Raw genomic sequence first — 22,319 nt, forward strand, 5'->3', positions numbered from 1 at the left:
GGGGGCGGTGTCGACCGCAGGCGGACCGCGCTCAGTGCGCGACGCGGCCCCGGCGCCAGGCGGTGGAGCGGGTGACGGCCCGGCGGGGTGCGGCCGCCGGGCGGGGCGTCGCCGCCGAGTGCTCGCGGGCGGCGGCCCTGAGCCGGCGGTCGGTGCGGCGGTCGTGCAGGGCTCCGTACAGGGCGGGGGCGAGGAGGAGGGCGGCGACAGCGAGGACGGTCACGTAGTCGAGGAACGTGTTCATGACTCAAAGATCGCCGGAGCAGCCGGAACCGGACAGTGGCAGGACTGTCATGGAAGAACGAATTACTGCCACACTGGATCCATGCTGAAAAACGTGGCGGTGGCCCTCGTCGACGGAGTGGCGCCCTTCGAGTTCGGGATCTTCTGCGAGGTCTTCGGGATCGACCGGAGCGAGCAGGGGCTGCCCGTGTACGACTTCGCGGTGTGCGCGGCCGAGGACGGGCCGCTGACCATGGCGGACGTCGGGTTCTCCATCGCGCCGGCGCACGGGCTGGAGCGGCTGGAGGAGGCCGATCTGATCTGCCTGCCCGCCGACCGCCGGGCGCCGGTACGGGACTACCCCGAGCCCTTCCTCGACGCCCTGCGCCGGGCCGTGGACCGGGGGGCGCGGGTGCTCAGCGTGTGCAGCGGCGCCTTCGTGCTCGGCGCGGCCGGGCTGCTGGACGGGCGGCGCTGCACCACGCACTGGATGCACGCCGCGGCGCTGACCCGCCGCTATCCGGCGGCCCGGGTCGACCCGGACGTGCTGTACGTCGACGAGGGGTCGGTGATCACCTCCGCCGGCACCGCCTCGGGCATCGACGCCTGCCTGCACGTGGTCCGCCAGGAGCACGGCGCCGAGGTGGCCAACACCATCGCCCGGCGGATGGTCGTACCGCCCCACCGCGACGGCGGCCAGGCCCAGTTCATCCAGCGGCCGCTCCCCCGCACCGCCTGCGACACGGTCGGCGAGGTGATCGGGTGGATGACCCGGCACCTGGACGAGGAGATCACCGTCGAGGGGCTGGCGGAGCGGGCCCACATGTCGCCGCGGACCTTCGCCCGCCGCTTCCTCCAGGAGACGGGGACCACCCCGTACCAGTGGGTGCTGCGCCAGCGGGTGCTGCTGGCGCAGGAGTTGCTGGAGGCCACCGACGACACGGTGGACGCCATCGCCGGCCGCAGCGGCTTCGGAACCGCGGCCGCCCTGCGCCACCACTTCCTGCGGACCCTCGGCACCACCCCGAACGCCTTCCGCCGCGCCTTCCGGGGACCCCGGGCGGTGGCCTGACCGGAGCCCAACGGCCGGTAATCGACGGTGACTTGACATTCGGGGGAGGTGGGTCTGGCCGGGCTCCGGCGGCGGTGATGTCATCCGAATGCGCCGACCGCGCCCCGCACCGCGCGCGCCGGCCACTCCCCCCACACACGAGGGCCCCGCTCCGGTTCCGGAGCGGGGCCCTCGTTCGCGTGCGGCGCACGGGCGGGATCAGTCGTTCGGGACGACCTCGTAGCGCGGGGTGTTCTCCGCCATCTGGCGCAGCGCGTCCTTGCGGTCGCGCTTCGAGAGGCGGTCGATGTACAGGTAGCCGTACAGGTGGTCGGTCTCGTGCTGGAGGCAGCGCGCGAAGTAGCCGGTGCCGCGGACCTTGATCGGGTTGCCCTGCGCGTCCTGGCCGGTGACCTCGGCGTAGTCCGGGCGGGCCAGCGAGGCGTACGCGGTCGGGACCGAAAGGCAGCCCTCGTTCGAGTCGTCCAGCACGCGGGCCGCGGCGGGCAGCTCGACGAGCTTGGGGTTGACCACGACGCCGGTGTGGCGCACGCCGTCGTCGTCCGGGCAGTCGTAGACGAAGACCTTGGCGTCCACGCCGATCTGGTTGGCGGCCAGGCCCACGCCCTCGGCGGTCTTCTGGCTGGCGAACATGTCGTCGATCAGCCGCGCCAGTTCGTCGCCGAACTCGGTGACGTCCTTGCACTCGCTGTGCAGCACCGGGTTGCCCACGACCGTGATCGGGCGGGACGTACCGCGCTCGCGGTAGGCCAGCTCGCGCGCCTCACAGTCCTCGGTGTCCACGACGTAGCCCTCGTCGTCGATCGGGGTCACCTGGTTCTCCTGCTGCGCCATGTCCGCCGTACGCCTTCCCTCAAGTCCGTGGTGTGCCCGTACAGCCTACGGCCCAGGGTCAGCAGACTTCCTCCAGATCCCGCCACTCACGGCTGTCGGGGCTGTCGGCGACCCAGCCGTCGAGCAGCCCGCGCACCAGCCCGGCCGGGGCCGCGATGCCGCATTCGCGCTCGGGCACCCACAGGGAGCCGGATCCGGCCGTGCGGTGGCCCAGCGGGCCGGGGTGGCCCGGTTCGCTGTGGTCGTGCGGGTCCAGGTGGTCGCCGTTGCCCTCGCCGCTGGGCATCGCGCTCTCCGAACAGGTCCGGCACAGCAGGCGCACCGAGGAGGACCAGTCCTCCGCGGCGAAGCCGGCGTCCGAGGCCAGCTGTTCCAGGGCGTCGCGGTCGGCCTCGGTGGCCGCCTCCAGCAGCACCACCCAGGTCGGCACCGGAGAGGGGGCCCACAGCTCGATCTCGTCGAAGACCGGGTAGGAGGGGCCGGCCGCGGTGATCCGCTCGCCGTGCGGCACCCCGTCGTGCAGGACGACCTCGCCCCAGCGCCGTCCGGAGGAGGGCAGGGGGATGGACAGGACCTCCATCCGGGCTGGATCGAGCCTGCGGCCCCACACGACCTCGGCCTCGCCCTCGGGCGACAGCCGTACGGCCGCGCTGCCCAGCTCCATGCCCACCGGCTCGCCCGTACCGGCCGTGCTGTGCGGGTCCCCCGGCACCTTCAGCCCGTACGCCTGCCAGGCCCGGCGGGCCAGCGGCCAGTCCTGGAGGGCGGTCGCGGCGATGCCCACGTTCCACCAGTCCGGGGCGCCGGTCTCCCGGTCGAGCAGGGCCACGGCGCGCAGTCCGGCGGCCCTGGCCTGCTCCCAGTCGTGCCGGAACTTGTGGAGAAGTGCCAGGTTGAACCAGGACTCGGACAGCCAGGGCTCCAGGTCGGCAGCCCTGGTCAGCAGCGCGCCCGCGTCCTCGTACCGACCGTCGCCGATCAGCGTGAACGCGCGGTCGGTGGCCTGCCGCCACGAAGCGGAGGGCCGATGCCGTACCTTCCCGAAGATCCTCACGATTCCCGCCTGCTTGGGGGCACCCCCAGCGGTGGCTGGGGGACAGGTGCAGCCTTGCGCACACCCTCACGGACACTCCTACTGCATCCAACCATGCCCGCTCGGACGGCCGCTCATTACCCATGGGTTACCCCGGCGGAACGGGTACGACTCTGCCGTGTCCGCCCCTGGCCAGAACCCTCGCCAAGGACTCCACGACCTCCGGTTGGTAGTCGCGCCCGGTGCCCAGGCGCAGCTGTTCGAGGGCGGCCAGTGAGCCGCCCGGGTGACGGCCGCCGCCCGCCAGGTCGTCGTACGCGTTGACGGCGCGCACGATCCGGGCGGCGACGGGCTGCTCACGGTACGGGTCCGCCTGGCGTTCCACGATCACCGCGACCTCCGCCGGCACCCCGGTCTGGCGGGCCACCTCGCCGCCGAGCCCGGCGATCCGGCGGGCCTCGGCGGCGGGCAGCCCGGCGGTGGCCCCGGCGGGGACCGGGTCGACGAGCGAGAGCTGGCCGATGTCGTGCATCAGCGCGGCGTACTCCAGGACCGTGAGCTCCCGCTCCGAGAGGCCCAGCTCGCGGCCGACGGCGCAGCTGAGGGCGGCGACCCGGCGGGCGTGCCCGGGGGCGGTGTACCCGGCGATCTCGGTGGCCCGGGCGAGGGAGGTGATGGTCTGGCGGTAGGTGGTGCGGACCGCGGAGATCCGGTGGAAGGACATCTGGGTCAGCAGCAGCGGCACGCAGAAGACCGGCAGGGCCCACAGGCCCGCCACGGCCACCCCGAGCGCCATCACGACGCCGGTGGCGCAGATCGCCGAACCGGTGCCGGGCAGGGCGCGCAGCTCGTCGCGGAGCAGCGGCGCGAACGGCCAGCCGGTGCGGGCCCCGGCGGTGAGGGCGGCGAGCACGGCGTCGCACAGGGCGGTGAGCCCGAGCAGGAGCAGCAGGAACAGGACGAGGTACGGGCCCTGCCCGATCCGGTCGCCGAGCCGCCCGGAGTTGTGCAGGGGCTGGAAGCAGGCGGCGGCGAAGGCCACGGTGAGGACCCTGGGGGCCACGTGGTCCAGGGCCGGGGCGTGGCCCCGGGCGATGTGCGGGACGGTGCCGGCGAGGGCGGCCGCGACGACGACGGCGACGGTCTGGAGCACCCCGTGATGGGTGGGGTGCCCGGCGTTCTGGCCGAGCAGGGCGTACGCGAGGGCTCCGGCGGAGCCGAGCGGTGCGGGCCGGCTGTGCCCGGCGGACCCGGCGCCCTCGCCCGTGCGGGCGGGGTGGTGGTCGCGGCGGGCGAGTTCGCCGAGGGCGACCAGGGTGCCGAAGGCGAGGGCGGTGCCGGGCTCGACGACGCCGGTCCACAGGGTGTGGCCCAGCCCGGCGGCGGTGAGCACGGCCGCGGCGGCGCGTACGGCCCGGACGGCGAGGGCCCTCACCGGCCGCCGCCGGCCCGCCCGGCGGGATCGGCGGCCCGCGGCCCGGCGCCGGCGTCCCCCGCGGCCCCGGTGCCCGCGGCCCCCGTGCCCGCGTCGTCCGGGGCCGGACCCGGCCTCGGCCTCGGCGGGACCGGGGCGGCGGGGATGACCTGGAGGTCCTCGTCGGAGGTGACCACGGGGTGCCAGCCGTGCCGGCCGATCGCGGCGACCAGGGCCCGTACCATCGCCGGGTCGTACTGGGCCCCCGCGCAGCGCTCCAGCTCCGCCAGGGCGGTCGCCACCGGCCGGGCCCGGCTGTAGGAGCGGGTGGAGGTCATCGCGTCGAAGGAGTCGGCCACCGCCACCACGCGGGCCAGGACGGGGATCTGCTCGCCGCTGAGCCCGTACGGGTAGCCGGAGCCGTCGACCCGCTCGTGGTGGTGCAGGATCGCGGACCGGGCCTCCCCGAGGAATCCGATGCCCCGCACCATCTCGTGCCCGTACTCGGGGTGCAGTTCGATGGTCCGCCGCTCCTCCGGGGTGAGCGGCCCGTCCTTGCGCAGCAGCCGGGTGGGCACGCCCAGCTTGCCGACGTCGTGCAGGATCCCGGCGATCCGGACCACTTCGAGGCGGTCGTCCCCCATGCCCAGCTCGCGGGCGATCATCGCGGAGGCCTGGCCCACCCGCTCGCTGTGCCCGCGCGTGTAGCGGTCCTTGAGGTCGACGGCCTGCACGAGGGCGCGGATCGTGGCCCGGTGCGCGGCGCGTTCGCGGTGGTACTGGGCGAAGACCCAGCAGGAGATGTACATCGGCAGCAGGACGAGCAGCGCGGCCGGAACTCCGTACGGGCTGCGCCACATGACGGCCATCATCAGGCCGGCGAGCCCGTGCACGCAGTGCGGGACGAGGGCGGGGGCGGCGGGTCCGCGCCGGGCGGTGGCGGCGGGCCGGCCCTCGGCGGTTGCCAGGACGACCGCGTCGAGGGCGGTGAGCACCAGGCAGAAGACGACGGCGGCGACGGCCGCGGGGAGCATCACGTACGGGAAGTCGGCCACCCGGGCGGCGGGCTCGCCCTCCGTGCCGCCCCGCCCGGTGAGGGCTTCCCTGCCGCCGAGGAGTCCGTAGGCCCGCCCGGCCGCCCACGCGGCCGTCGCCTGCTGGGCGGCGTGCCAGATCCGGCGGACCCCGGCGGGCCGCCGCACGACGCCCTGCGCGAGTCCTCCGGGCACGGCCGCGAGCGCGGCGGCCGACGGCGGCAGCAGGAAGACGGCGGCCATCACCACCGGGAAGAAGGAGCCGATGCCCTCGGGGACGCGGCGGCCCAGGACGGGGAGGTGCCGCGCCGACTCGCAGCCGAGGGAGAGGAGGGCGAGCAGGGCCACGGCGGGCCACGGCGTCGCGGAGCCCGCGAGGAGGGCCGGGGCCGCGCAGGCCGAGGCCGCGAGAACGGCGGCCAGGACGCAGGCGCGCGCCATCGGCGGAAGTACCCGCATGGCGCTCTCCTCCCCCAGGGGCCGGGAAAACCCGGTACCGGAAGTGAGCGGTACCGCGAGGGGAGAATAGGTCGGCCCCCGAACAGAGCGGGGCACATTTTCGCATTGCGCCGTACGGGCGCCCCCGGATTAGCACCTTCGAGTGAACGAAGTGGACTTCCGGGGGCGGCGGTTCAGCGGTCGGACCGGGCCGTTCAGCCGGTCGCGGGCCCGGCGGTGATGTCACCCTCGGGCACGGCCTGACCCGAACGGATCAGTTCGATCCGTCCCATGACCTTGGAGCGGAGGTCGGTCGGTACGTCGTCCGATCCGCAGCAGCGCTTGACCAGCTTCTTCACGGCCTGTTCCAGGCCGTACTTCTCCAGACAGGGATTGCATTCGCCGAAGTGCGTCTCGAACTTCGTGCAGTCACTGTCGGGCATCTCGTGGTCCAGGAACTCGTACAGATGGTCCAGGACCTCGGCGCACTCCGTCTCGTGCGGCTCTCCGCAGCTCATGAGCCCGAGCCTTTCAGGTCGTTCGACTCTCCCGCGCCGGCGGGGACCAGCCCGCGCTCACGGGCATAGTCCTCCAGCATTCCGCGGAGTTGACGGCGCCCACGGTGCAGCCGAGACATGACAGTACCGATGGGTGTACCCATGATGTCCGCGATCTCCTTGTACGCAAAGCCCTCTACGTCGGCAAGATAGACCGCGATGCGGAACTCCTCGGGAATGGCCTGGAGCGCTTCCTTCACGTCCGAATCGGGCAGGTGGTCGAGCGCCTGCGATTCGGCGGAACGCAGACCGGTCGACATGTGCGACTCGGCGCGCGCCAGCTGCCAGTCCTCGATCTCCTCGGCGGCGCTGCGCTGCGGCTCGCGCTGCTTCTTTCGGTAGGAGTTGATGAACGTGTTGGTCAGAATGCGGTAGAGCCACGCCTTGAGGTTGGTGCCCTCGCGGAACTGGTGGAAGGACGCGTACGCCTTCGCGTAGGTCTCCTGGACCAGGTCCTCGGCATCGGCCGGGTTGCGCGTCATGCGCAGTGCGGCGGAGTACATCTGGTCGAGGTAGCCGAGGGCGTCCCGCTCGAAACGCGCATTGCGCTCAGCGGTCGTCTCCTGTGCCTGGCCTTCGTCGGTCCCAGCGACAGGACCCACCTCCTCCGACAGCGTGGCGGCTCCGAAAGCGGATCCGCTCGAATCGGAGAATAGTCGACCTTCCCGGCCCTCCGCCGCCCGAAGCGAACCGCGCTTGGGGGCAGGCAGCACCGTCCAGTCCAGGTCAGCGGCCTGCGGGCGGTTCTGGCTGATGACCTGGGTCATGCGCTCCCTCTCCTCCGACGTCTTTCCCCTGCGTTCCGACACTCCCCACAACAGGCGGCCGGTGCAGCGCATTCCCCGGTGCGCCAAGGGTTTTCGGGATCTCCGGGGGCCGGGCGGGGGCAGGTGAGCGGGGTCACGCCGGAATCTGTCAGGTCCGGACCACCGCGGAGCCCGTCCGGGGCACCGTCCCTGGTTTCCGGGGCCGTTCCGGGGGTCCGCCGGGGGCCGGTCCGGCGCTCAGCCGGTGAGCCGGGCGAGCCACGGCGCCACCGCGCCGGTGATCACTTCCAGGGCCTCGTCCTGCGTCAGGTCCGCCTTCTTCGGCACGGCGAAACCGTGGTCCCCGAAGGGCACCTCCACGAGCTCGTACTCCCCTTCGGGGAACTCCTCCGGCCGCCCGAAGGCGTCCCGGCCGCCCTGCACCACCAGCGCGGGCCGCCCGGCCCCGAGCAGCTCCTCGGCCCGGGACTTCTCCGGCTTGCCCGGCGGGTGCAGCGGGAAGGCCAGCGCGAGCACCCCGGCCGCGCCCAGCCCGGCGGCGGTCCGGCAGGCCACCCGGGCCCCGGCGCTGCGCCCGCCGGCCACCACGGGCAGGCCGGGCCGCTCCAGCGCGGGCCACAGGGCCCGCCAGGCCTCGTCCAGCACCCTGGGCGCGGCGGCGACCTTCTTCCCGGCGACCCTCCAGGGCTGCTCGACCAGGGCCACGGTGACGCCCCGGCCGGGCAGTGCCCCGGCCAGGGCCCGGAGGTCACGGGCCTCGATGCCGCCGCCGGCGCCGTGTCCCAGCGCCAGCACCAGCTTCGCGGCGCGGGCGGCGTGCCAGGTGATCCGGGCCTCGCCGGCGGGGGTGTCCACGCTCTCGGTACGGGTGCTCATGGACCCATCCTGCCGGGCGGCGGGGGCCGCTCCGCCGATGGGACACGGCCAGGACACCCCCTAGAACAGCGTCGCTTCTTCGGGGCCCTCCAGCTCCTGGAGCAGCTCCGGCCCGTTGTTGCGCACGCTGCTGACCGCCGTGGCCACCGGGTAGGCCCGCATCAGCCCGCCGGGCGGGGGTGCCAGCAGGTCCCGCAGGCCGTCCTCGTCGGTCCGGGCGGGGTCCAGCCAGGCGTCCCAGCGGTCCGGGGTCAGCATCAGCGGCATGCGCGGGTGGATCTCGGAGAGCGAGCGCGGGCCCTCGGCGGGCGCCACCCCCAGCGCGGTGGTCTCGGCCTCGGCGGTGATCACGGAGCAGGTGGCCCACCAGGCGCGGGGGTGGTCGGCGGGCAGGCTCCCGTCGCGCCAGAACTCGTAGATCCCGGCCATCGCGAAGACCGAGCCGTCGGCGGGGAGCACGAAGTAGGGCTGCTTGCGGGCCCGCTTCTTCTTCCCCTCGACCTCCAGCTCCCGCTCGTCGTGCGCGGTGACCCACTCGTAGTACCCGTCGGCGGGGACGATGCAGCGGCGCTGCGCGAAGGGGCGGCGGAAGGACGGCTTCTCGTGGAGGGTCTCGGACCGGGCGTTGATCATCCGGGCCGCGCCCTCGGGGTTCTGCGCCCAGGAGGGGACCAGGCCCCACTTCAGCACCCGCAGCTGGCGAACCGGACGGGGGTCCCGCGCGTCTTTGAGGGGGCGGTCGAGGACGACGTGGACCTCCTTGGTCGGCGCCACGTTCCAGTCGGGGGCCAGGGTCTCGCTCGGCTCCCACCGCTCGATCCCGAATATCCCCGCCAGCTCCTGGGGCGTCCGACTCGCCGCAAACCTTCCGCACATGGCTGACACACTGCCATGGACCCGACCCCCGACCGCAAGGAGTCCGCCACTCCATGGACAGCAGCACGACGGCCGGCCTCTGGGACCGGCTCACCGGAATACAGGCCCCGCCCGCCTTCTGGCTGGTGGCGGCGACGGGACTGGCCGCCCTCGCGGTCGTGGCGCCCCGGCCGGTGTGGCTGGTGGCCCGGAACGCGATCACCATCGCGCACGAGGGCGGTCACGGGCTGCTCGCCCTGCTGACCGGGCGCCGGCTCACCGGGATCCGGCTGCACTCCGACACCAGCGGGGTCACCCTCAGCTGGGGCAAGCCGACCGGGATCGGGATGGTCCTGATGCTCGCCGCCGGCTACACGGCGCCCGCGCTGCTGGGCCTGGGCGGCGCGGCCCTGCTGGCGGCGCACCGGATCACGCTGCTGCTGTGGGCGGCGACCGCGCTGCTGCTGGTGATGCTGGTGATGATCCGGAACGCGTACGGGCTGCTGACGGTGGTGCTGACCGGCGGCGCCTTCCTGCTGGTGTCCTGGAAGGCCCCGGAGGCGGTGCAGGCGGCGTTCGCGTACGCGGTGGTGTGGTTCCTGCTGCTGGGCTCGGTGCGGCCGGTGTTCGAGCTCCAGGCCCAGCGCCGGGGCGGCGCGGCGCCGGAGTCGGACGCGGACCAGCTGGGCCGGCTCACGCACGTCCACCCCGTCGCCTGGCTGCTCCTGTTCCACACGGTCACCCTGTGCTGCCTCATCGGCGGCGGTCGCTGGCTGCTCGCCCTCTGAGACGGGGCCGCCGTCCAGATCCGGGGCCGTGGGAAGCCACTAAAGTAAGGGCCATGACCGAGACCCCCGCGCTCCACGACCTCTGGCCCGCTCCGTTCGCGGAGGGGGCCGTCCACGCCACCGTCACCGTGCCTGGGTCCAAATCGGTCACCAACCGCGCCCTCGTGCTCGCCGCCCTCGCGGCCGAGCCGGGCTGGGTGCGCCGCCCGCTGCGCTCGCGCGACTCCCAGCTGATGTCGGACGCCCTGCGGGCGCTGGGCGTCGGCATCGAGGAGACCGTCTCCTCCAGCTCCGCCGACGGCGACAGCGGCGAGGCCTGGCGGATCATCCCGGCGGCCCTGCACGGCCCGGCCACCGTCGACGTCGGCAACGCGGGCACGGTCATGCGCTTCCTGCCGCCCGTGGCCACCCTGGCCGACGGCGACATCCGCTTCGACGGCGACCCGCGCTCCTACGAGCGCCCCCTCGGCCAGGTCATCACCGCGCTGCGCGCCCTCGGCGCCCGGATCGACGACGACGGCCGGGGCGCGCTGCCCATGACCGTCCAGGGCGGCGGGGCCCTGGAGGGCGGCACGGTCGAGATCGACGCCTCCAACTCCTCGCAGTTCGTCTCGGCGCTGCTGCTGTCCGCGCCGCGCTTCAACCAGGGGGTCGAGGTCCGGCACGTGGGCGGCAAGCTGCCGTCGATGCCGCACATCCGGATGACCGTGGACATGCTGCGCGCGGCGGGCGCCCAGGTCGACACCCCCGAGGCCGGCGGCGAGAAGGACGTGTGGCGGGTGGCGCCGGGCGCGCTGCTCGGCCGCGACATGGTCGTCGAGCCGGACCTGTCCAACGCCCAGCCCTTCATGGCCGCGGCGCTGATCACCGGCGGCACGGTCACCATCCCGGACTGGCCGCTGCGCACCACGCAGCCCGGTGACGCGCTGCGCGAGATCTTCACCGCGATGGGCGGCTCCTGCGAGCTGACCGAGGCGGGCCTGGTCTTCACCGGCACCGGCAAGATCCACGGCATCGACGTGGACCTGGGCGAGGTCGGCGAGCTGACCCCGGGCATCGCGGCCGTGGCCGCGCTGGCGGACTCCGAGTCGGTCCTGCGCGGGGTCGCGCACCTGCGGCTGCACGAGACGGACCGGCTGGCGGCGCTGACCGCGGAGATCAACGGCCTCGGCGGCGACGTCACCGAGACCGAGGACGGCCTGCGGATCCGCCCGCGCAAGCTGCACGGCGGCGTGTTCCACACCTACGACGACCACCGCATGGCCACCGCGGGCGCGGTGATCGGCCTGGCCGTGCCGGGCGTGGAGATCGAGAACGTGGCGACGACCGCGAAGACCCTGCCCGACTTCCCGAAGATGTGGACGGACATGCTCTCGGGAGCGGATGCGGGAGCGGGAGCGTAGGGGCCCGGTCATGCGCAGGTACGGCAAGCACACCGATGAGGACGACATCCGCCAGCGCCCGAACCCCAAGGGCAACCGGGCCAGGACGAACATCCGGCCCAAGCACGAGGACGCCGCCGACGGCTTCGTCCTCACCGTGGACCGGGGCCGGCTGACCTGCCTGGTCGAGGACCGCAAGATCACCGCCATGAAGGCCCGCGAGCTGGGCCGCAAGGCCGCGGTGGTCGGCGACCACGTGTCGCTCGTCGGTGACCTGTCCGGCAAGAAGGACACCCTCGCGCGGATCGTGCGGATCCAGGAGCGCAAGTCGGTCCTGCGGCGCACCGCGGACGACGACGACCCGTACGAGCGGGTGGTCGTCGCCAACGCCGACCAGCTGGCCATCGTCACGGCGCTGGCCGACCCGGAGCCCCGGCCCCGGATGATCGACCGCTGCCTGGTGGCCGCGTACGACGCCGGGCTGGAGCCGCTGCTGGTGCTCACCAAGTCCGACCTGACCTCCGCGGACAAGATCCTGGAGGTGTACTCGACCTTCGGGCTGAACTACGTGGTCACCAACCGCGAGGAGCTGGCGACGGGCGACGCCGCCGAGCGGGTGCGCGAGCGCCTGGAGGGCCGGATCACCGCCTTCGTCGGCCACTCCGGCGTCGGCAAGACCACCCTGGTGAACTCGCTGGTCGCCGAGGGCCGTCAGCGGGCCACCGGCCACGTCAACGCGGTGACCGGCCGCGGCCGGCACACCACCACCTCGGCGCTCGCGCTGCCGCTGCCCTCCGGGGACGGCTGGGTCATCGACACCCCGGGCGTGCGCTCCTTCGGCCTGCACCACGTGGACCCGTCCCGGGTGGTCCTGGCCTTCCCGGACCTGGTGCCGGGCACGGAGGAGTGCCCGCGCGCGTGCAGCCACGACGAGCCGGACTGCGCGCTGGACCGGTGGGTGGAGGAGGGCCACGCCGATCCGGCGCGGCTGTACTCGCTGCGGCGGCTGCTCCAGACCCGCGAGCGCCGCGAGGGCGACTGACCGCGGGCCGCGGCGGGCCGGACGGCGCCAGGTTGATCGTCCGGCGGGGTTTGCCACCGGCCATGTCTGGTAAATGCATAATCGCACCAAGTGACGCCGAGTCACCTGACGCGGGGAGGCATACGCCATGGCGTGGCTGCTGGTCGTGGTAGCCGGGGTCCTGGAGACGGGCTTCGCGGTATGCCTCAAGCTGTCCCACGGGTTCACCCGGCTGTGGCCGACGATCGCCTTCGCGTGCTTCGCCCTCGGCAGCTTCGGTCTGCTGACCCTCGCGCTGAAGAAGCTCGACGTGGGGCCGGCGTACGCGGTGTGGACGGGCATCGGGGCGGCCGGGACGGCGATCTACGGCATGGTCTTCCTGGGCGACCTGGTCTCCACCCTCAAACTCGTCTCGATCACGCTGGTGATCCTCGGGGTCATCGGCCTCCAGCTCTCCGGTTCGGCGCACTGAGCAGCCGCAGCAGTTCCACCGCCGCCGGCTCCTGGCCCGGCTCCCCCGGCGCGACCACGTAGGACAGCGCGAGCCGTACGGCGAGTTCGCAGCGGCGGGCCGGCTCCTGCGGCAGCGCGGCCGCGGCCCGGTCGCGCGCCGCCCGGGTCAGCTCCCCGGGCCCGAGCGCCTGCCGGCCCCCGGCCGGGGGCGGCGAGGGCAGCCCCGGCCCCCATGAGCCGGTCAGCAGGGCCCGTACGAGGACCCGGGCGCGGGCGGCCCGTACGGTCCAGTCGGCGACGGCGGCGAGCCGCTCGGCGGAGCCGCGCGCGGCCGGGGCGGCCAGGGCCCGTTCCACCCCGTCGAGGTACCAGTCGGCGGAGCGGCGCACCAGGGCCCGGCCCAGGCCCGCCTTGCCGCCGAACTCGTTGTAGAGGGTCTGGCGCGAAACCCCGGCGGCGGCCGCGACCTCGACCATCCGCACGGCCGGCCAGGGCCGGGCGGCCAGTGCGGCCTCGGCCGCTTGCAGCAGGGACTCACGGGCCGTCGGCATCGCCACCTCCCCGCTGGGTTCGCCGGACGCGCTTCCCACCAGGGTTGACGGGTCGCCAGATCCCGTCAAGGGCGCGTCCCGGCCGCACTGTGGACCTCGCTCGCCGGGCCCGGCGAGTGTCGATACTGTTCGGTCATGTCCACGTATGCCGATGACCTGCGTCTCGCCCTCGAACTCGCCGACGCGGCGGACGCCACCACGATGCGGCGCTTCCGCGCCCTCGACCTCCAGGTCGAGACGAAGCCGGACATGACGCCGGTGAGCGAGGCCGACAGGGCCGCCGAGGAAGTCGTCCGGGCCGGGATCCAGGCCGCGCGCCCCGACGACGCGATCCTCGGCGAGGAGTACGGGCTGAAGGGCGGCGGGCCGCGCCGCTGGGTCGTGGACCCGATCGACGGCACGAAGAACTACGTGCGCGGCGTCCCCGTCTGGGCGACGCTGATCTCCCTCATGGAGGAGGGCGCGGACGGGGTGTTCCGCCCGGTCGTGGGCGTGGTCTCGGCCCCGGCGCTGGGCCGCCGCTGGTGGGCCTCGCAGGGCGGGGGCGCCTTCGCCGGGGGTGCGCTGGGCGAGCCGGCCGGGCCGGTCTCGGTGTCGAAGGTGGCCTCCCTGGGCGACGCCTCGTTCGCCTACTCCTCGCTGGGCGGCTGGGAGGAGCAGGGCCGGCTCCCGGGCTTCCTGGACCTGACGCGCGCGTGCTGGCGCACGCGGGCGTACGGCGACTTCTGGCCGTACATGATGGTCGCGGAGGGCTCGCTGGACCTGTGCGCGGAGCCGGAGCTGAACCTGTGGGACATGGCCGCCATCGCGGTCGTGGTCCAGGAGGCGGGCGGCCGGTTCACCAGCCTGGACGGGGTGGACGGGGTGGACGGCGGGAACGCGGTGGCCTCGAACGGCCTGCTGCACGACGAGATGCTCGGGTACCTGAACCGGAAGGCCTGACGGCCCGCCCGCCGCGCCGCGCGAGGCCCCTCGCACCGGCGCGCTCGCGCGCCGAGCGTGCCCCCTTGATGACTTTCCGTGTCCGTGGGAGTCTGAGGATCCCCCCGCTTGTGCGCTTGTGAACGACTTCTCTAAGTGGAGGAACCTTTCGCGCGCCGCACCCCACCCGGGCGGGGCTCACCCCAGGAGGTGGCTCTCTCCATGCTCGTCCGCGACGCCATGAGCACCGTGATCCTCACCCTCGGACCCGCGCACTCCCTCCGGCAGGCGGCCTGCCTGATGTCCGGCCGGCGCGTGGGCGCGGCCGTCGTCCTCGACCCCGACCACAGCGGCATCGGCATCCTGACCGAGCGCGACATCCTGAACTCGATCGGCGCCGGCCACGACCCCGACCGGGAGTCCGTGGGTGCGCACACCACGAACAACGTCGTCTTCTGCACCCCCGACGCGACCGTGCAGGAGGCCGCGGAGGCCATGGTCCACGGCGGGTTCCGGCATCTGATCGTGCTGGAGGACGGCGGCCCGGTCGGCATCGTCTCCGTCCGCGACGTGATCCGCTGCTGGGTACCGGCCCGCCGGGCCGTGCCCGCGTAGCCCGGCCCGTACGGGAACGGCAGCGGGCCGGAACCCCTGCGAAGGGGTTCCGGCCCGCTGTCCTGCTACGGCAAGCGGTCCGTCAGCCGCGAAGGGCCTGGACCGCGGCTTCGAGCCGCTTGCCGAAGTCGGCGTCCGCCTGGCGGAAGTTGTCGATGGCGCGCTCGACGATGTCGTCACGGGAGACCTTGGCGATGAAGCCGGACAGGTTCTCGATCAGACGGGACTTCTCGTCCTCGGAGAAGAGGCGGTAGAGGTTGCCCGCCTGGACGAAGTCGTCGTCCTCGGAGTGCGAGGGGGTGGCGTGGTTGCCGGTGCCGCCGGTGACGGGGGTGGACTCCCACAGCGGGCGGCCGGTCTGGGCGGGGCCGCCGAAGCTGTTGGGCTCGTAGTTCTTGGAGCCCTTGTGGCGGCCGTCGTACAGGTAGCCGTCGCGGGAGTTGGTGCGCGCCTCGGTGGCGTGCGGGCGGTTCACCGGCAGGTGGTCGGCGTTGATGCCGACGCGGTAGCGGTGGGCGTCGCCGTACGCGAAGAGGCGGCCCTGGAGCATCTTGTCCGGGGAGGGGCCGATGCCGGGGACGAAGTGCGCCGGGGAGAAGATGCTCTGCTCGACCTCGGCGAAGACGTTCTCCGGGTTGCGGTTGAGCTCCAGCTTGCCGATCTCGATCGGCGGGTAGTCCTCGTGCGGCCACACCTTGGTGAGGTCGAACGGGTTGAAGCGGTAGTTCTCCGCCTCGGCCGCCGGCATGATCTGGACCTGCACGGTCCAGGTCGGGAAGTCGCCGCGCTCGATGGACTGGCGCAGGTCGCGCTGGTGGGAGTCCGGGTCCTCGCCGGCGAGCCGGTTGGCCTCGGCCTGGGTGAGGTTCTTGATGCCCTGGTCGGTCTTGAAGTGGTACTTGACCCAGAAGACCTCGCCGGCCTCGTTGCTCCACTGGAACGTGTGCGAGCCGTAGCCGTTCATGTGGCGGTAGGACGCCGGTATGCCGCGGTCACCGAACAGCCAGGTCACCTGGTGGGTGGACTCGGGCGACAGGCCCCAGAAGTCCCAGACGTTGTCCGCCTCCTGCGAGCCCGTGTACGGGTCGCGCTTCTGGGTGTGGATGAAGTCGGGGAACTTGATGGCGTCCCGGATGAAGAAGACCGGGGTGTTGTTGCCGACGAGGTCGTAGTTGCCCTCTTCGGTGTAGAACTTCAGCGCCCAGCCGCGCGGGTCACGGCGCGCGTCGGCGCCGCCGAGGCTGTCCGCGACGGTGGAGAAGCGCAGGAACGTTTCGGTCTGCTTGCCGACCTCGGAGAGGAACTTGGCGCGGGTGTACTTGGTGACGTCCGCCGTGACCGTGAAGGTGCCGTAGGCGCCGGCGCCGCGGGCGTGCACCACGCGCTCCGGGATGCGCTCGCGGTTGAAGTGCGCGAGCTTCTCCAGCAGGAGCTGGTCCTGGACCAGGACCGGACCACCGACGCCGGCCGTCTCGCTGTTCTGGTTGTCGGCGACCGGAGCCCCGGCCTCCGTGGTGAGCGGTCCCTGCGTCACGTGCGCCTCCTGCGTCATTCGTGCATGTCCTGTCCTCGGCCTTTGTCGTAATCGATCCTACGATAGACTTTGTCTAAGTCAAGCAAGCATCCAAGTCCACACCGGTTCGGGATCTACACCGATTCCCCACTGTTAGGCTGGCCTGTATGAGTGACCTGCTGGAACGACTTCGCGGACGCGGCTGGCGCATGACGGCTCAGCGGCGCGTCGTGGCCGAGGTGCTCGACGGTGACCACGTTCACCTGACGGCAGACGAGGTGCACGCACGCGCTGTGACCAAACTGCCCGAGATTTCTCGAGCCACGGTCTACAACACCTTGGGCGAGCTCGTATCGCTCGGCGAGGTGCTGGAAGTCTCGACGGACCGGCGGGCCAAGCGGTACGACCCCAACGCCCACCGCCCCCACCACCACCTGGTCTGCGCCCAGTGCGGCGCCATCCGGGACGTCCACCCGGCGGGCGACCCGCTGGCCGACCTGCCCGACGGCGAGCGCTTCGGCTTCGTGGTCTCCGCGGTCGAGGTGACGTACCGCGGGGTGTGCCCGAGCTGCACGGGCGCCTGACGCCCCACGGAAGAAGGCCGGGAGCCCTGGGCTCCCGGCCTTCTTCGCGTTCACAAACGACCCGGAAAACGACTCGAGGCCCGGATCCATGGGATCCGGGCCTCGGGCCTTCAGTAGCGGGGACAGGATTTGAACCTGCGACCTCTGGGTTATGAGCCCAGCGAGCTACCGAGCTGCTCCACCCCGCGTCGGTAAACACGACTGTACGGGAGGCCACCCGGCAGATGCAAATCAGTTGTCCGGAGCCGGGCGGACGGCTCCTACGCGGACAGCTCCTCCGCCAGGGCGTCGCGCAGCCGGGCGGCGCGCTCGGACACCTCGGCCGGGCCCAGCTCCATGGCCCGTACGCACCACTTCTGCCCCTCCGTGAGGTCCCCGTGCCGGGCCGCGAGCAGCCCGAGCCGGAGCGCGGCCCGGCCGTGCCCGGCCACCGCGGCGCGGGTCCACCACAGGGCCGCCTCGGGTTCGTTGCCCTCGCGGGCCAGCAGCAGCCCGAGGTTGAAGGCGCCGTTGCGCGAGCCGGCCTCGGCCGCCTCCCGGTACCACCGGGCGGCCACCGCGAGGTCGCCCCGGGCGGCGGCGAGCATGCCGACCCGCACCTGTGCCCGGCGGTGGCCCTGCTCGGCGGCGCGCGCGTACCACTCCTCGCTCTCGGTGCGGGCGGCGCCTCCGACGGGCTCGCCGAGGGCCACCGGCTCCGGCGGCGGGGCCAGCGACTCCAGCAGGGCGGCCAGCCGGAAGGCGGCCTCCGCGCTGCCGCCGCCCGCCGCGCAGCGCAGGTGCCGCTCGGCGGCCCGCTCCTCGCCGTCGCGCACGAGGGCGATCCCGACCTGGAGCGCCGCGTCGGTGTGTCCGGCGGCGGCGGCCCGCTCGTACCACTTCAGGGCGGAGCGGTCCTCGTCGCGGCTGGCGAAGAGGATGCCGAGGTTGAAGGCGGCGTCGACGCTCCCGGCCTCCGCGGCCTTGGAGAACCACGGCTCGGCACCGGCCGCGTCCCCGGCCTGGAGCAGCATGATCGCCAGCGCGTTGGCGGCCTCGCGGTGGCCGGCGTACGCGGCCCGGCGGTACCACTGCTCGGCCTGCGCGGTCCGCTCCTGGGCGGCGCAGAGCAGGGCGAGGTTGTAGGCGCCGTTGTGGTCGCCGGCGTCCATGGCGACCCGGTACCACTTCTCGGCCGTCTGGGTCTCGCCGCGGGCGGCGTGCAGTGCGCCGAGGGCGTTCGCCGCGTTGCCGTCGCCGTCCTGGGCCGCACGGTGCCACCAGGCGGCCGCGCTGTCCTCGTCGCCGGCGTCGCGCAGCAGGAAGCCGAGGGCGCAGGCGGCCCGGGCCTCCCCCTGCTTGGCCGAGCTCAGGTACCAGCGGCCGGCCTCCTTCAGCTCGCCGCGGGCCTCCAGCAGGGCGCCCAGGTGCAGTCCGGCGCGGCGGTGCCCGCGCGCGGCGGCCTGGCGGTACCACTGCTCGGCCTCGGCCGGGTCGCCCTTGCGCAGGTGGCGGGCGAGGCGGTAGGCGGCCTCGCGGTGCCCCTGCTCGGCGGCGGCCCGGAACCAGCGCTCGATGCCCTTGTCCCCGCGGTGTTCCAGCAGGTCGGCCAGCCCGTAGGCGCCCAGGGCGTGCCCGGACTCGGCCGCTTGGCGCAGCCAGTACTCGGCGGCGGGCTCGTCCCCGCGCTCGCGGTAGTGGCGGCCCAGGGCGTGCGCGGCGGGGGCGGATCCGGCGACGGCGGCGACCCGCCACCAGCCGGCGGCCTCGTCGGGGTAGCCGCGCTGGAGGAGCAGGACCCCGAGGTTGTTGGCGGCGGCACGGTCGCCGGCGCCGGTGGCGCCGCGGAGGTAGGGCTCGGCCCCGGCCAGGTCGCCACGGCGCAGCAGCAGCGCGCCGAGCACGCTCATGGCACCCGGGTCGCCCTTGTCGGCGGCCACGCGGTGGCGGGCCTCCAGCTCGGCGTCGGTCGTGCCCTCGGCGTCCCCGAAGGCTTCTGCCGCGAAATCCGCATCGGTCAGTGCGGTCTGCGCGTTAACGGTCGGAGCGGCCTCGCCCGTTCCCGCGCCCGACTCGGCCTCCGCCCTCACAAACCGCCCTGTCTCCAGCAGAGTTGACCTGTCCCCCATAAATCCCATCGTCGCATCACCTGCTACCCGCGTACACCTGGTATGTCGCAGCCAGTGAGGTCACTACAGCGTTTTGTCGACATGCCCACAGAGAGACAAGTCAAACACGCTCGCCCCCCAACTCACCCGCCCCAGTGACCCCGTGTCTCCCAACAGCACCTTTTCGGTGCTCCGGACATGACGAAGGCCCGGATCCCATTGGATCCGGGCCTTCGTCTTCAGTAGCGGGGACAGGATTTGAACCTGCGACCTCTGGGTTATGAGCCCAGCGAGCTACCGAGCTGCTCCACCCCGCGTCGGTGAAACCACAGTATCACGACACGGGACGGAGCCATTACCGGGTTCTCCGCACCGCCTAGCCGGCCGGCTTGGGAGCCGTCAGCTTCGCCTCCGCGTCGATCGCCCGCTTCAGCGCCGCCTGCAGGTCGCTCTGCGCCTTGCCGTACGCGGCCCAGTCACCCGCCTTCATCGCCTTGTCGGCCTCCTCCACCGCCTTCTGGGCGTCGGCGAGGGCCGCCTTGACCGTCGGGTCCTGCGCGGTCGGCGGGGTGTTCGGGTTCGTCGGCGTGGTCGGCGGCACCGGCGTGGTGGGCGTGGTCGGGGCCTCGGCTCCGAAGACCACGTTCAACGCCTTCTCCAGGGTGTCCTCGAAGGCCGTCTGGCCGCCGTAGGTCACCAGCACCTTGCGCAGCAGCGGGTACTTCAGCCCCGAGCTGCGCACGTACACCGGCTCCACGTAGAGCATTCCGCCGTCCATCGGGACCGCGAGCAGGTTGCCGTACTCGATCTCCGAGTCGCCGCCGCGCAGCAGCCGGATCGACTCGGCGATCTTCGGCTCCGACTGGAACTTGCTCTGGACCTGGCCGGGGCCGTCCGGCGGCTTGCTCGTCGGCATCTTCAGGATTCGGATCTTGCCGTAGTCCGGGGTCCCGGGATCGGCGTTCACCGCCATGAAGGCGCTCAGGTTGGGCCGCTCGTTCGGCGTGAAGGTCGTCGTGAGCGAGAAGACCTGGTCCTTCTCCGGCTGGCCCGGCATCTTCATCGACAGGTAGTACGGCGGGACCGCCGTACCGGCCTTGGTCGTCGGGTCGTCCGGGACGGCCCAGGCCTCACTGCCGCTGAGGAAGGTCTGCGGGTCCGTGACGTGGTACCGGGTCAGCAGCTCGCGCTGGACCTTGAAGAGGTCCTGCGGGTAGCGCATGTGGTCCATGAGCGGCTTGGAGATCTCGCTCTTGGGCTTCACCGTGCCCGGGAAGGCCTTCATCCAGGTCTTCAGGACCGGGTCCTGGGTGTCCCACTGGTACAGGTCGACCGTGCCGTCGTACGCGTCGACGGTGGCCTTCACCGAGTTGCGGATGTAGTTGACCTGGTTCTCCTGGGCGACCACCGCGCGCTGGCTGTTGGTCAGCGAGTCCGCGGTGCTCTGGCCCAGCGTGGTGCGCGAGGCGTACGGGTAGCCGTTGGTCGTCGTGTAGGCGTCGACGATCCACTTGATCCGGCCCTCGACGACGGCCGGGTACGGCGCCCCGTCGATGGTCAGCCAGGGCGCGACGGCCTCGACGCGGTCCTTGGGCGTGCGGTTGTACAGGATCCGCGAGCCGTCGCCGATGGCACCGGAGTAGAGGATCTGCGGCTCGCTGAAGGCGAGGGCGTACGCGGCACGGTTGACCGGGTTGTCCAGGTTGACCCCGGAGTTGCCCTTGTAGCTGGTCTCCTTCTCGCCCTTGTCGTCCGAGTAGTCGAGCTCCTTCTGCGGACCGCCGACGATCGAGTACTGCTTCGTCTGCTCGCCGTAGTAGATGCGCTGCTCGAAGTCCGTGCCGAACATGCCCTTGGAGGGCAGGTCGGACTGCGTGAAGTCGGGGGCGCCGTCCTTGACGGTGGTTCCCTTGGCGGCGACCACGCCGTAGCCGTGCGTGTACTTGAAGTGGTCGTTGATCCAGTTGTTCTTCGGGATGCCGCCGATGTTCAGCTCGCGCAGCCCGATGACGGTGTCCTGGCCGTCGTACCGGTCGACCGCCAGCGTGGACGGGAAGCCGTAGTAGCCCTTGACCTGCTGGAGCTGCTGGAAGGCCGGCGAGACGATGTTCGGGTCGAGCAGGCGCAGGCTGGCCGTGGTGTCGGCCACCGACCGCAGCTTGGTGCGGTCCCCGGTCTGCGGGACGCCCGGGTAGTCCTTGACGTCGGCCCCGTCGATCCCGTAGGCGTCGCGCGTGGCCTTGATGTTCTTCTCGACGTACGGCGATTCCTTGGCCTGCTCGTTCGGCTGGACCTGGAACTTCTGGACGATCGCCGGGTACAGCCCGCCGATCAGGATCGCCGAGAGGACCATCAGGCCGAAGCCGATGACCGGCAGCTGCCAGGTGCGCCGCCACAGGGTGGCGAAGAACAGCACCGCGCAGATCGCCGCGATGGCGACGAGGATCGTCTTCGCCGGCAGGTAGGCGTTGGCGTCGACGTAGCGCAGGCCCGTCCAGTTGTCGGCGGCCTTGAAGTCGCTGGACTTCACGGCGAGGCCGTACCGGTCGAGCCAGTACGCGACGGCCTTGAAGGTGACGAAGAGGCCGAGCAGCACCGACAGGTGCCCGGTCGCCGCGGCGGTGGCCCGGGCTCCCGGGCTGGTCACGCGGAGTCCGCCGTACAGGTAGTGCACGACGACGGCGGCGATCACCGAGAGCACGACGGCCGCGAAGCCGAAGCCGAGGAGGAAGCGGTACCAGGGCAGGTCGAAGGTGTAGAACGACACGTCCAGGTGGAACTGGGGGTCCTTGCGCCCGAAGGGCACCCCGTTCACGTACATCAGCCAGGTCTTCCACTGGCCGGCCGCCGAGGCGCCCGCGATCAGACCGACGATCGCCGAGACGGCCAGGAGCAGCCACCTCTTGTACGGGGCGACGCTCATCCGGTAGCGGTCGAGGCTCTGCTGCTCCATCGACATCGCGCTGAGCGGCGGCCGCAGCCGGTACGCCAGCCAGATGTTCAGCCCGACCGCACCGGCCATCAGCAGGCCGAAGACGGCGAAGAGGCCGATCTTGGTCCACAGGGTGGTGGTGAAGACGGAGGAGTACTTGACGGAGCGGAACCAGAGCCAGTCCGTCCAGAACCCGGCGAACATGATGAACGCCATGGCCAGGACGGCAAGGACGCCCAATGTCGTCAGAAGAGTCCGGGCGCGCCGGGAGGGGCGGCCGACTCTCATCCGTGGCCCGGAGGGGCCTCCGCCGCGGTCCGGCATCTGGAAAGCCAAGGTGCGCACCTCGAAAGTCGCTGTGTCTGGTCCT

General features: G+C 72.6%; 21 protein-coding genes and 2 tRNA genes. 8 read left to right on the top strand and 15 right to left on the bottom strand.

Annotated elements, in window-relative coordinates:
- Positions 1-31: 31 nt before the first annotated feature.
- Positions 32-244, bottom strand: a complete 213-nt coding sequence (locus ACZ518_RS02440) for a hypothetical protein (protein ID WP_469111162.1) — start codon at positions 242-244, stop codon at positions 32-34.
- Between the two features lie 81 nt (positions 245-325).
- Here ACZ518_RS02440 and ACZ518_RS02445 point away from each other — a divergent pair, with 81 nt between their 5' ends.
- Positions 326-1,294 carry a helix-turn-helix domain-containing protein gene (locus ACZ518_RS02445; RefSeq protein WP_469111163.1) on the top strand — a complete coding sequence of 323 codons (969 nt, stop codon included), beginning with the start codon at positions 326-328 and terminating at the stop codon, positions 1,292-1,294.
- Positions 1,295-1,492: 198 nt separating this feature from the next.
- Here the strand turns inward: ACZ518_RS02445 and def are convergent, their stop codons facing one another.
- From def to ACZ518_RS02485, 8 genes are all read right to left on the bottom strand, one after another.
- Positions 1,493-2,128, bottom strand: a complete 636-nt coding sequence (gene def, locus ACZ518_RS02450) for a peptide deformylase (RefSeq protein ID WP_469111164.1) — start codon at positions 2,126-2,128, stop codon at positions 1,493-1,495.
- A gap of 58 nt (positions 2,129-2,186) precedes the next feature.
- Positions 2,187-3,182, bottom strand: coding sequence for a tetratricopeptide repeat protein (locus tag ACZ518_RS02455; RefSeq protein ID WP_267032753.1), 996 nt, complete (start codon positions 3,180-3,182; stop codon positions 2,187-2,189).
- 127 nt (positions 3,183-3,309) lie between these two features.
- Positions 3,310-4,596: an HD-GYP domain-containing protein gene (locus tag ACZ518_RS02460; RefSeq protein ID WP_469111165.1), complete on the bottom strand. Its 1,287-nt coding sequence runs from the start codon at positions 4,594-4,596 to the stop codon at positions 3,310-3,312.
- Complete coding sequence (locus tag ACZ518_RS02465) at positions 4,593-6,068, bottom strand: HD-GYP domain-containing protein (RefSeq protein WP_469111166.1); 1,476 nt, start codon at positions 6,066-6,068, stop codon at positions 4,593-4,595. The genes ACZ518_RS02460 and ACZ518_RS02465 overlap by 4 nt, the downstream gene beginning before the upstream one ends.
- A 194-nt stretch (positions 6,069-6,262) precedes the next feature.
- Positions 6,263-6,565 (bottom strand): mycothiol system anti-sigma-R factor, encoded by a 303-nt coding sequence (gene rsrA, locus ACZ518_RS02470; RefSeq protein WP_388933841.1) that lies wholly within the window; start codon positions 6,563-6,565, stop codon positions 6,263-6,265.
- Positions 6,562-7,206: a sigma-70 family RNA polymerase sigma factor gene (locus tag ACZ518_RS02475; protein WP_007266438.1), complete on the bottom strand. Its 645-nt coding sequence runs from the start codon at positions 7,204-7,206 to the stop codon at positions 6,562-6,564. Before ACZ518_RS02475 ends, rsrA begins: the two co-directional genes overlap by 4 nt.
- A gap of 402 nt (positions 7,207-7,608) precedes the next feature.
- On the bottom strand, positions 7,609-8,247 hold the full coding sequence (locus tag ACZ518_RS02480; RefSeq protein WP_469111167.1) for an alpha/beta hydrolase family protein: 639 nt from the start codon (positions 8,245-8,247) through the stop codon (positions 7,609-7,611).
- Between the two features lie 60 nt (positions 8,248-8,307).
- Positions 8,308-9,123: an SOS response-associated peptidase gene (locus ACZ518_RS02485; protein ID WP_469111168.1), complete on the bottom strand. Its 816-nt coding sequence runs from the start codon at positions 9,121-9,123 to the stop codon at positions 8,308-8,310.
- 53 nt (positions 9,124-9,176) lie between these two features.
- Here ACZ518_RS02485 and ACZ518_RS02490 point away from each other — a divergent pair, with 53 nt between their 5' ends.
- The 4 genes from ACZ518_RS02490 to ACZ518_RS02505 all read left to right on the top strand — a co-directional run bounded on the left by ACZ518_RS02490 (position 9,177) and on the right by ACZ518_RS02505 (position 12,765).
- Positions 9,177-9,890 carry a M50 family metallopeptidase gene (locus tag ACZ518_RS02490; RefSeq protein ID WP_469111169.1) on the top strand — a complete coding sequence of 238 codons (714 nt, stop codon included), beginning with the start codon at positions 9,177-9,179 and terminating at the stop codon, positions 9,888-9,890.
- 53 nt (positions 9,891-9,943) lie between these two features.
- Complete coding sequence (gene aroA / locus ACZ518_RS02495; protein ID WP_469111170.1) at positions 9,944-11,293, top strand: 3-phosphoshikimate 1-carboxyvinyltransferase; 1,350 nt, start codon at positions 9,944-9,946, stop codon at positions 11,291-11,293.
- A 10-nt stretch (positions 11,294-11,303) separates the two neighbouring features.
- Positions 11,304-12,314, top strand: coding sequence for a ribosome small subunit-dependent GTPase A (gene rsgA, locus ACZ518_RS02500; protein WP_469111171.1), 1,011 nt, complete (start codon positions 11,304-11,306; stop codon positions 12,312-12,314).
- Positions 12,315-12,441: 127 nt separating this feature from the next.
- The gene (locus ACZ518_RS02505) at positions 12,442-12,765 is read left to right on the top strand and encodes a DMT family transporter (RefSeq protein WP_469111172.1); all 324 of its coding nucleotides are present in this window, start codon (positions 12,442-12,444) and stop codon (positions 12,763-12,765) included.
- On the opposite strand, the gene ACZ518_RS02510 is transcribed toward ACZ518_RS02505, so the two are convergent.
- Positions 12,731-13,297 (bottom strand): TetR/AcrR family transcriptional regulator, encoded by a 567-nt coding sequence (locus ACZ518_RS02510; RefSeq protein ID WP_469111173.1) that lies wholly within the window; start codon positions 13,295-13,297, stop codon positions 12,731-12,733. The two genes, ACZ518_RS02505 and ACZ518_RS02510, sit on opposite strands and share 35 nt — an antisense overlap.
- A 135-nt stretch (positions 13,298-13,432) precedes the next feature.
- Here ACZ518_RS02510 and hisN point away from each other — a divergent pair, with 135 nt between their 5' ends.
- Complete coding sequence (hisN, locus tag ACZ518_RS02515; RefSeq protein ID WP_469111174.1) at positions 13,433-14,239, top strand: histidinol-phosphatase; 807 nt, start codon at positions 13,433-13,435, stop codon at positions 14,237-14,239.
- A gap of 201 nt (positions 14,240-14,440) precedes the next feature.
- Positions 14,441-14,833, top strand: coding sequence for a CBS domain-containing protein (locus tag ACZ518_RS02520; protein ID WP_427710389.1), 393 nt, complete (start codon positions 14,441-14,443; stop codon positions 14,831-14,833).
- An 82-nt stretch (positions 14,834-14,915) separates the two neighbouring features.
- Here ACZ518_RS02520 and ACZ518_RS02525 read toward each other — a convergent pair whose 3' ends face one another.
- Positions 14,916-16,385, bottom strand: a complete 1,470-nt coding sequence (locus ACZ518_RS02525) for a catalase (protein WP_469111175.1) — start codon at positions 16,383-16,385, stop codon at positions 14,916-14,918.
- Between the two features lie 128 nt (positions 16,386-16,513).
- Between ACZ518_RS02525 and ACZ518_RS02530 the strand changes: the two genes are divergently transcribed.
- Positions 16,514-16,930, top strand: a complete 417-nt coding sequence (locus tag ACZ518_RS02530) for a Fur family transcriptional regulator (RefSeq protein ID WP_469111176.1) — start codon at positions 16,514-16,516, stop codon at positions 16,928-16,930.
- Between the two features lie 114 nt (positions 16,931-17,044).
- Here the strand turns inward: ACZ518_RS02530 and ACZ518_RS02535 are convergent.
- The 4 genes from ACZ518_RS02535 to ACZ518_RS02550 form a co-directional block, all read right to left on the bottom strand.
- A tRNA-Met gene (locus tag ACZ518_RS02535) sits at positions 17,045-17,118 on the bottom strand.
- Between the two features lie 72 nt (positions 17,119-17,190).
- Complete coding sequence (locus ACZ518_RS02540; RefSeq protein WP_469111177.1) at positions 17,191-19,047, bottom strand: tetratricopeptide repeat protein; 1,857 nt, start codon at positions 19,045-19,047, stop codon at positions 17,191-17,193.
- Positions 19,048-19,260: 213 nt separating this feature from the next.
- Positions 19,261-19,334, bottom strand: a tRNA-Met gene (locus ACZ518_RS02545).
- 59 nt (positions 19,335-19,393) lie between these two features.
- Positions 19,394-22,294: a UPF0182 family membrane protein gene (locus ACZ518_RS02550; protein WP_469111178.1), complete on the bottom strand. Its 2,901-nt coding sequence runs from the start codon at positions 22,292-22,294 to the stop codon at positions 19,394-19,396.
- Positions 22,295-22,319: the final 25 nt, after the last annotated feature.

Source organism: Streptomyces sp. NPDC033966 (assembly GCF_055575955.1).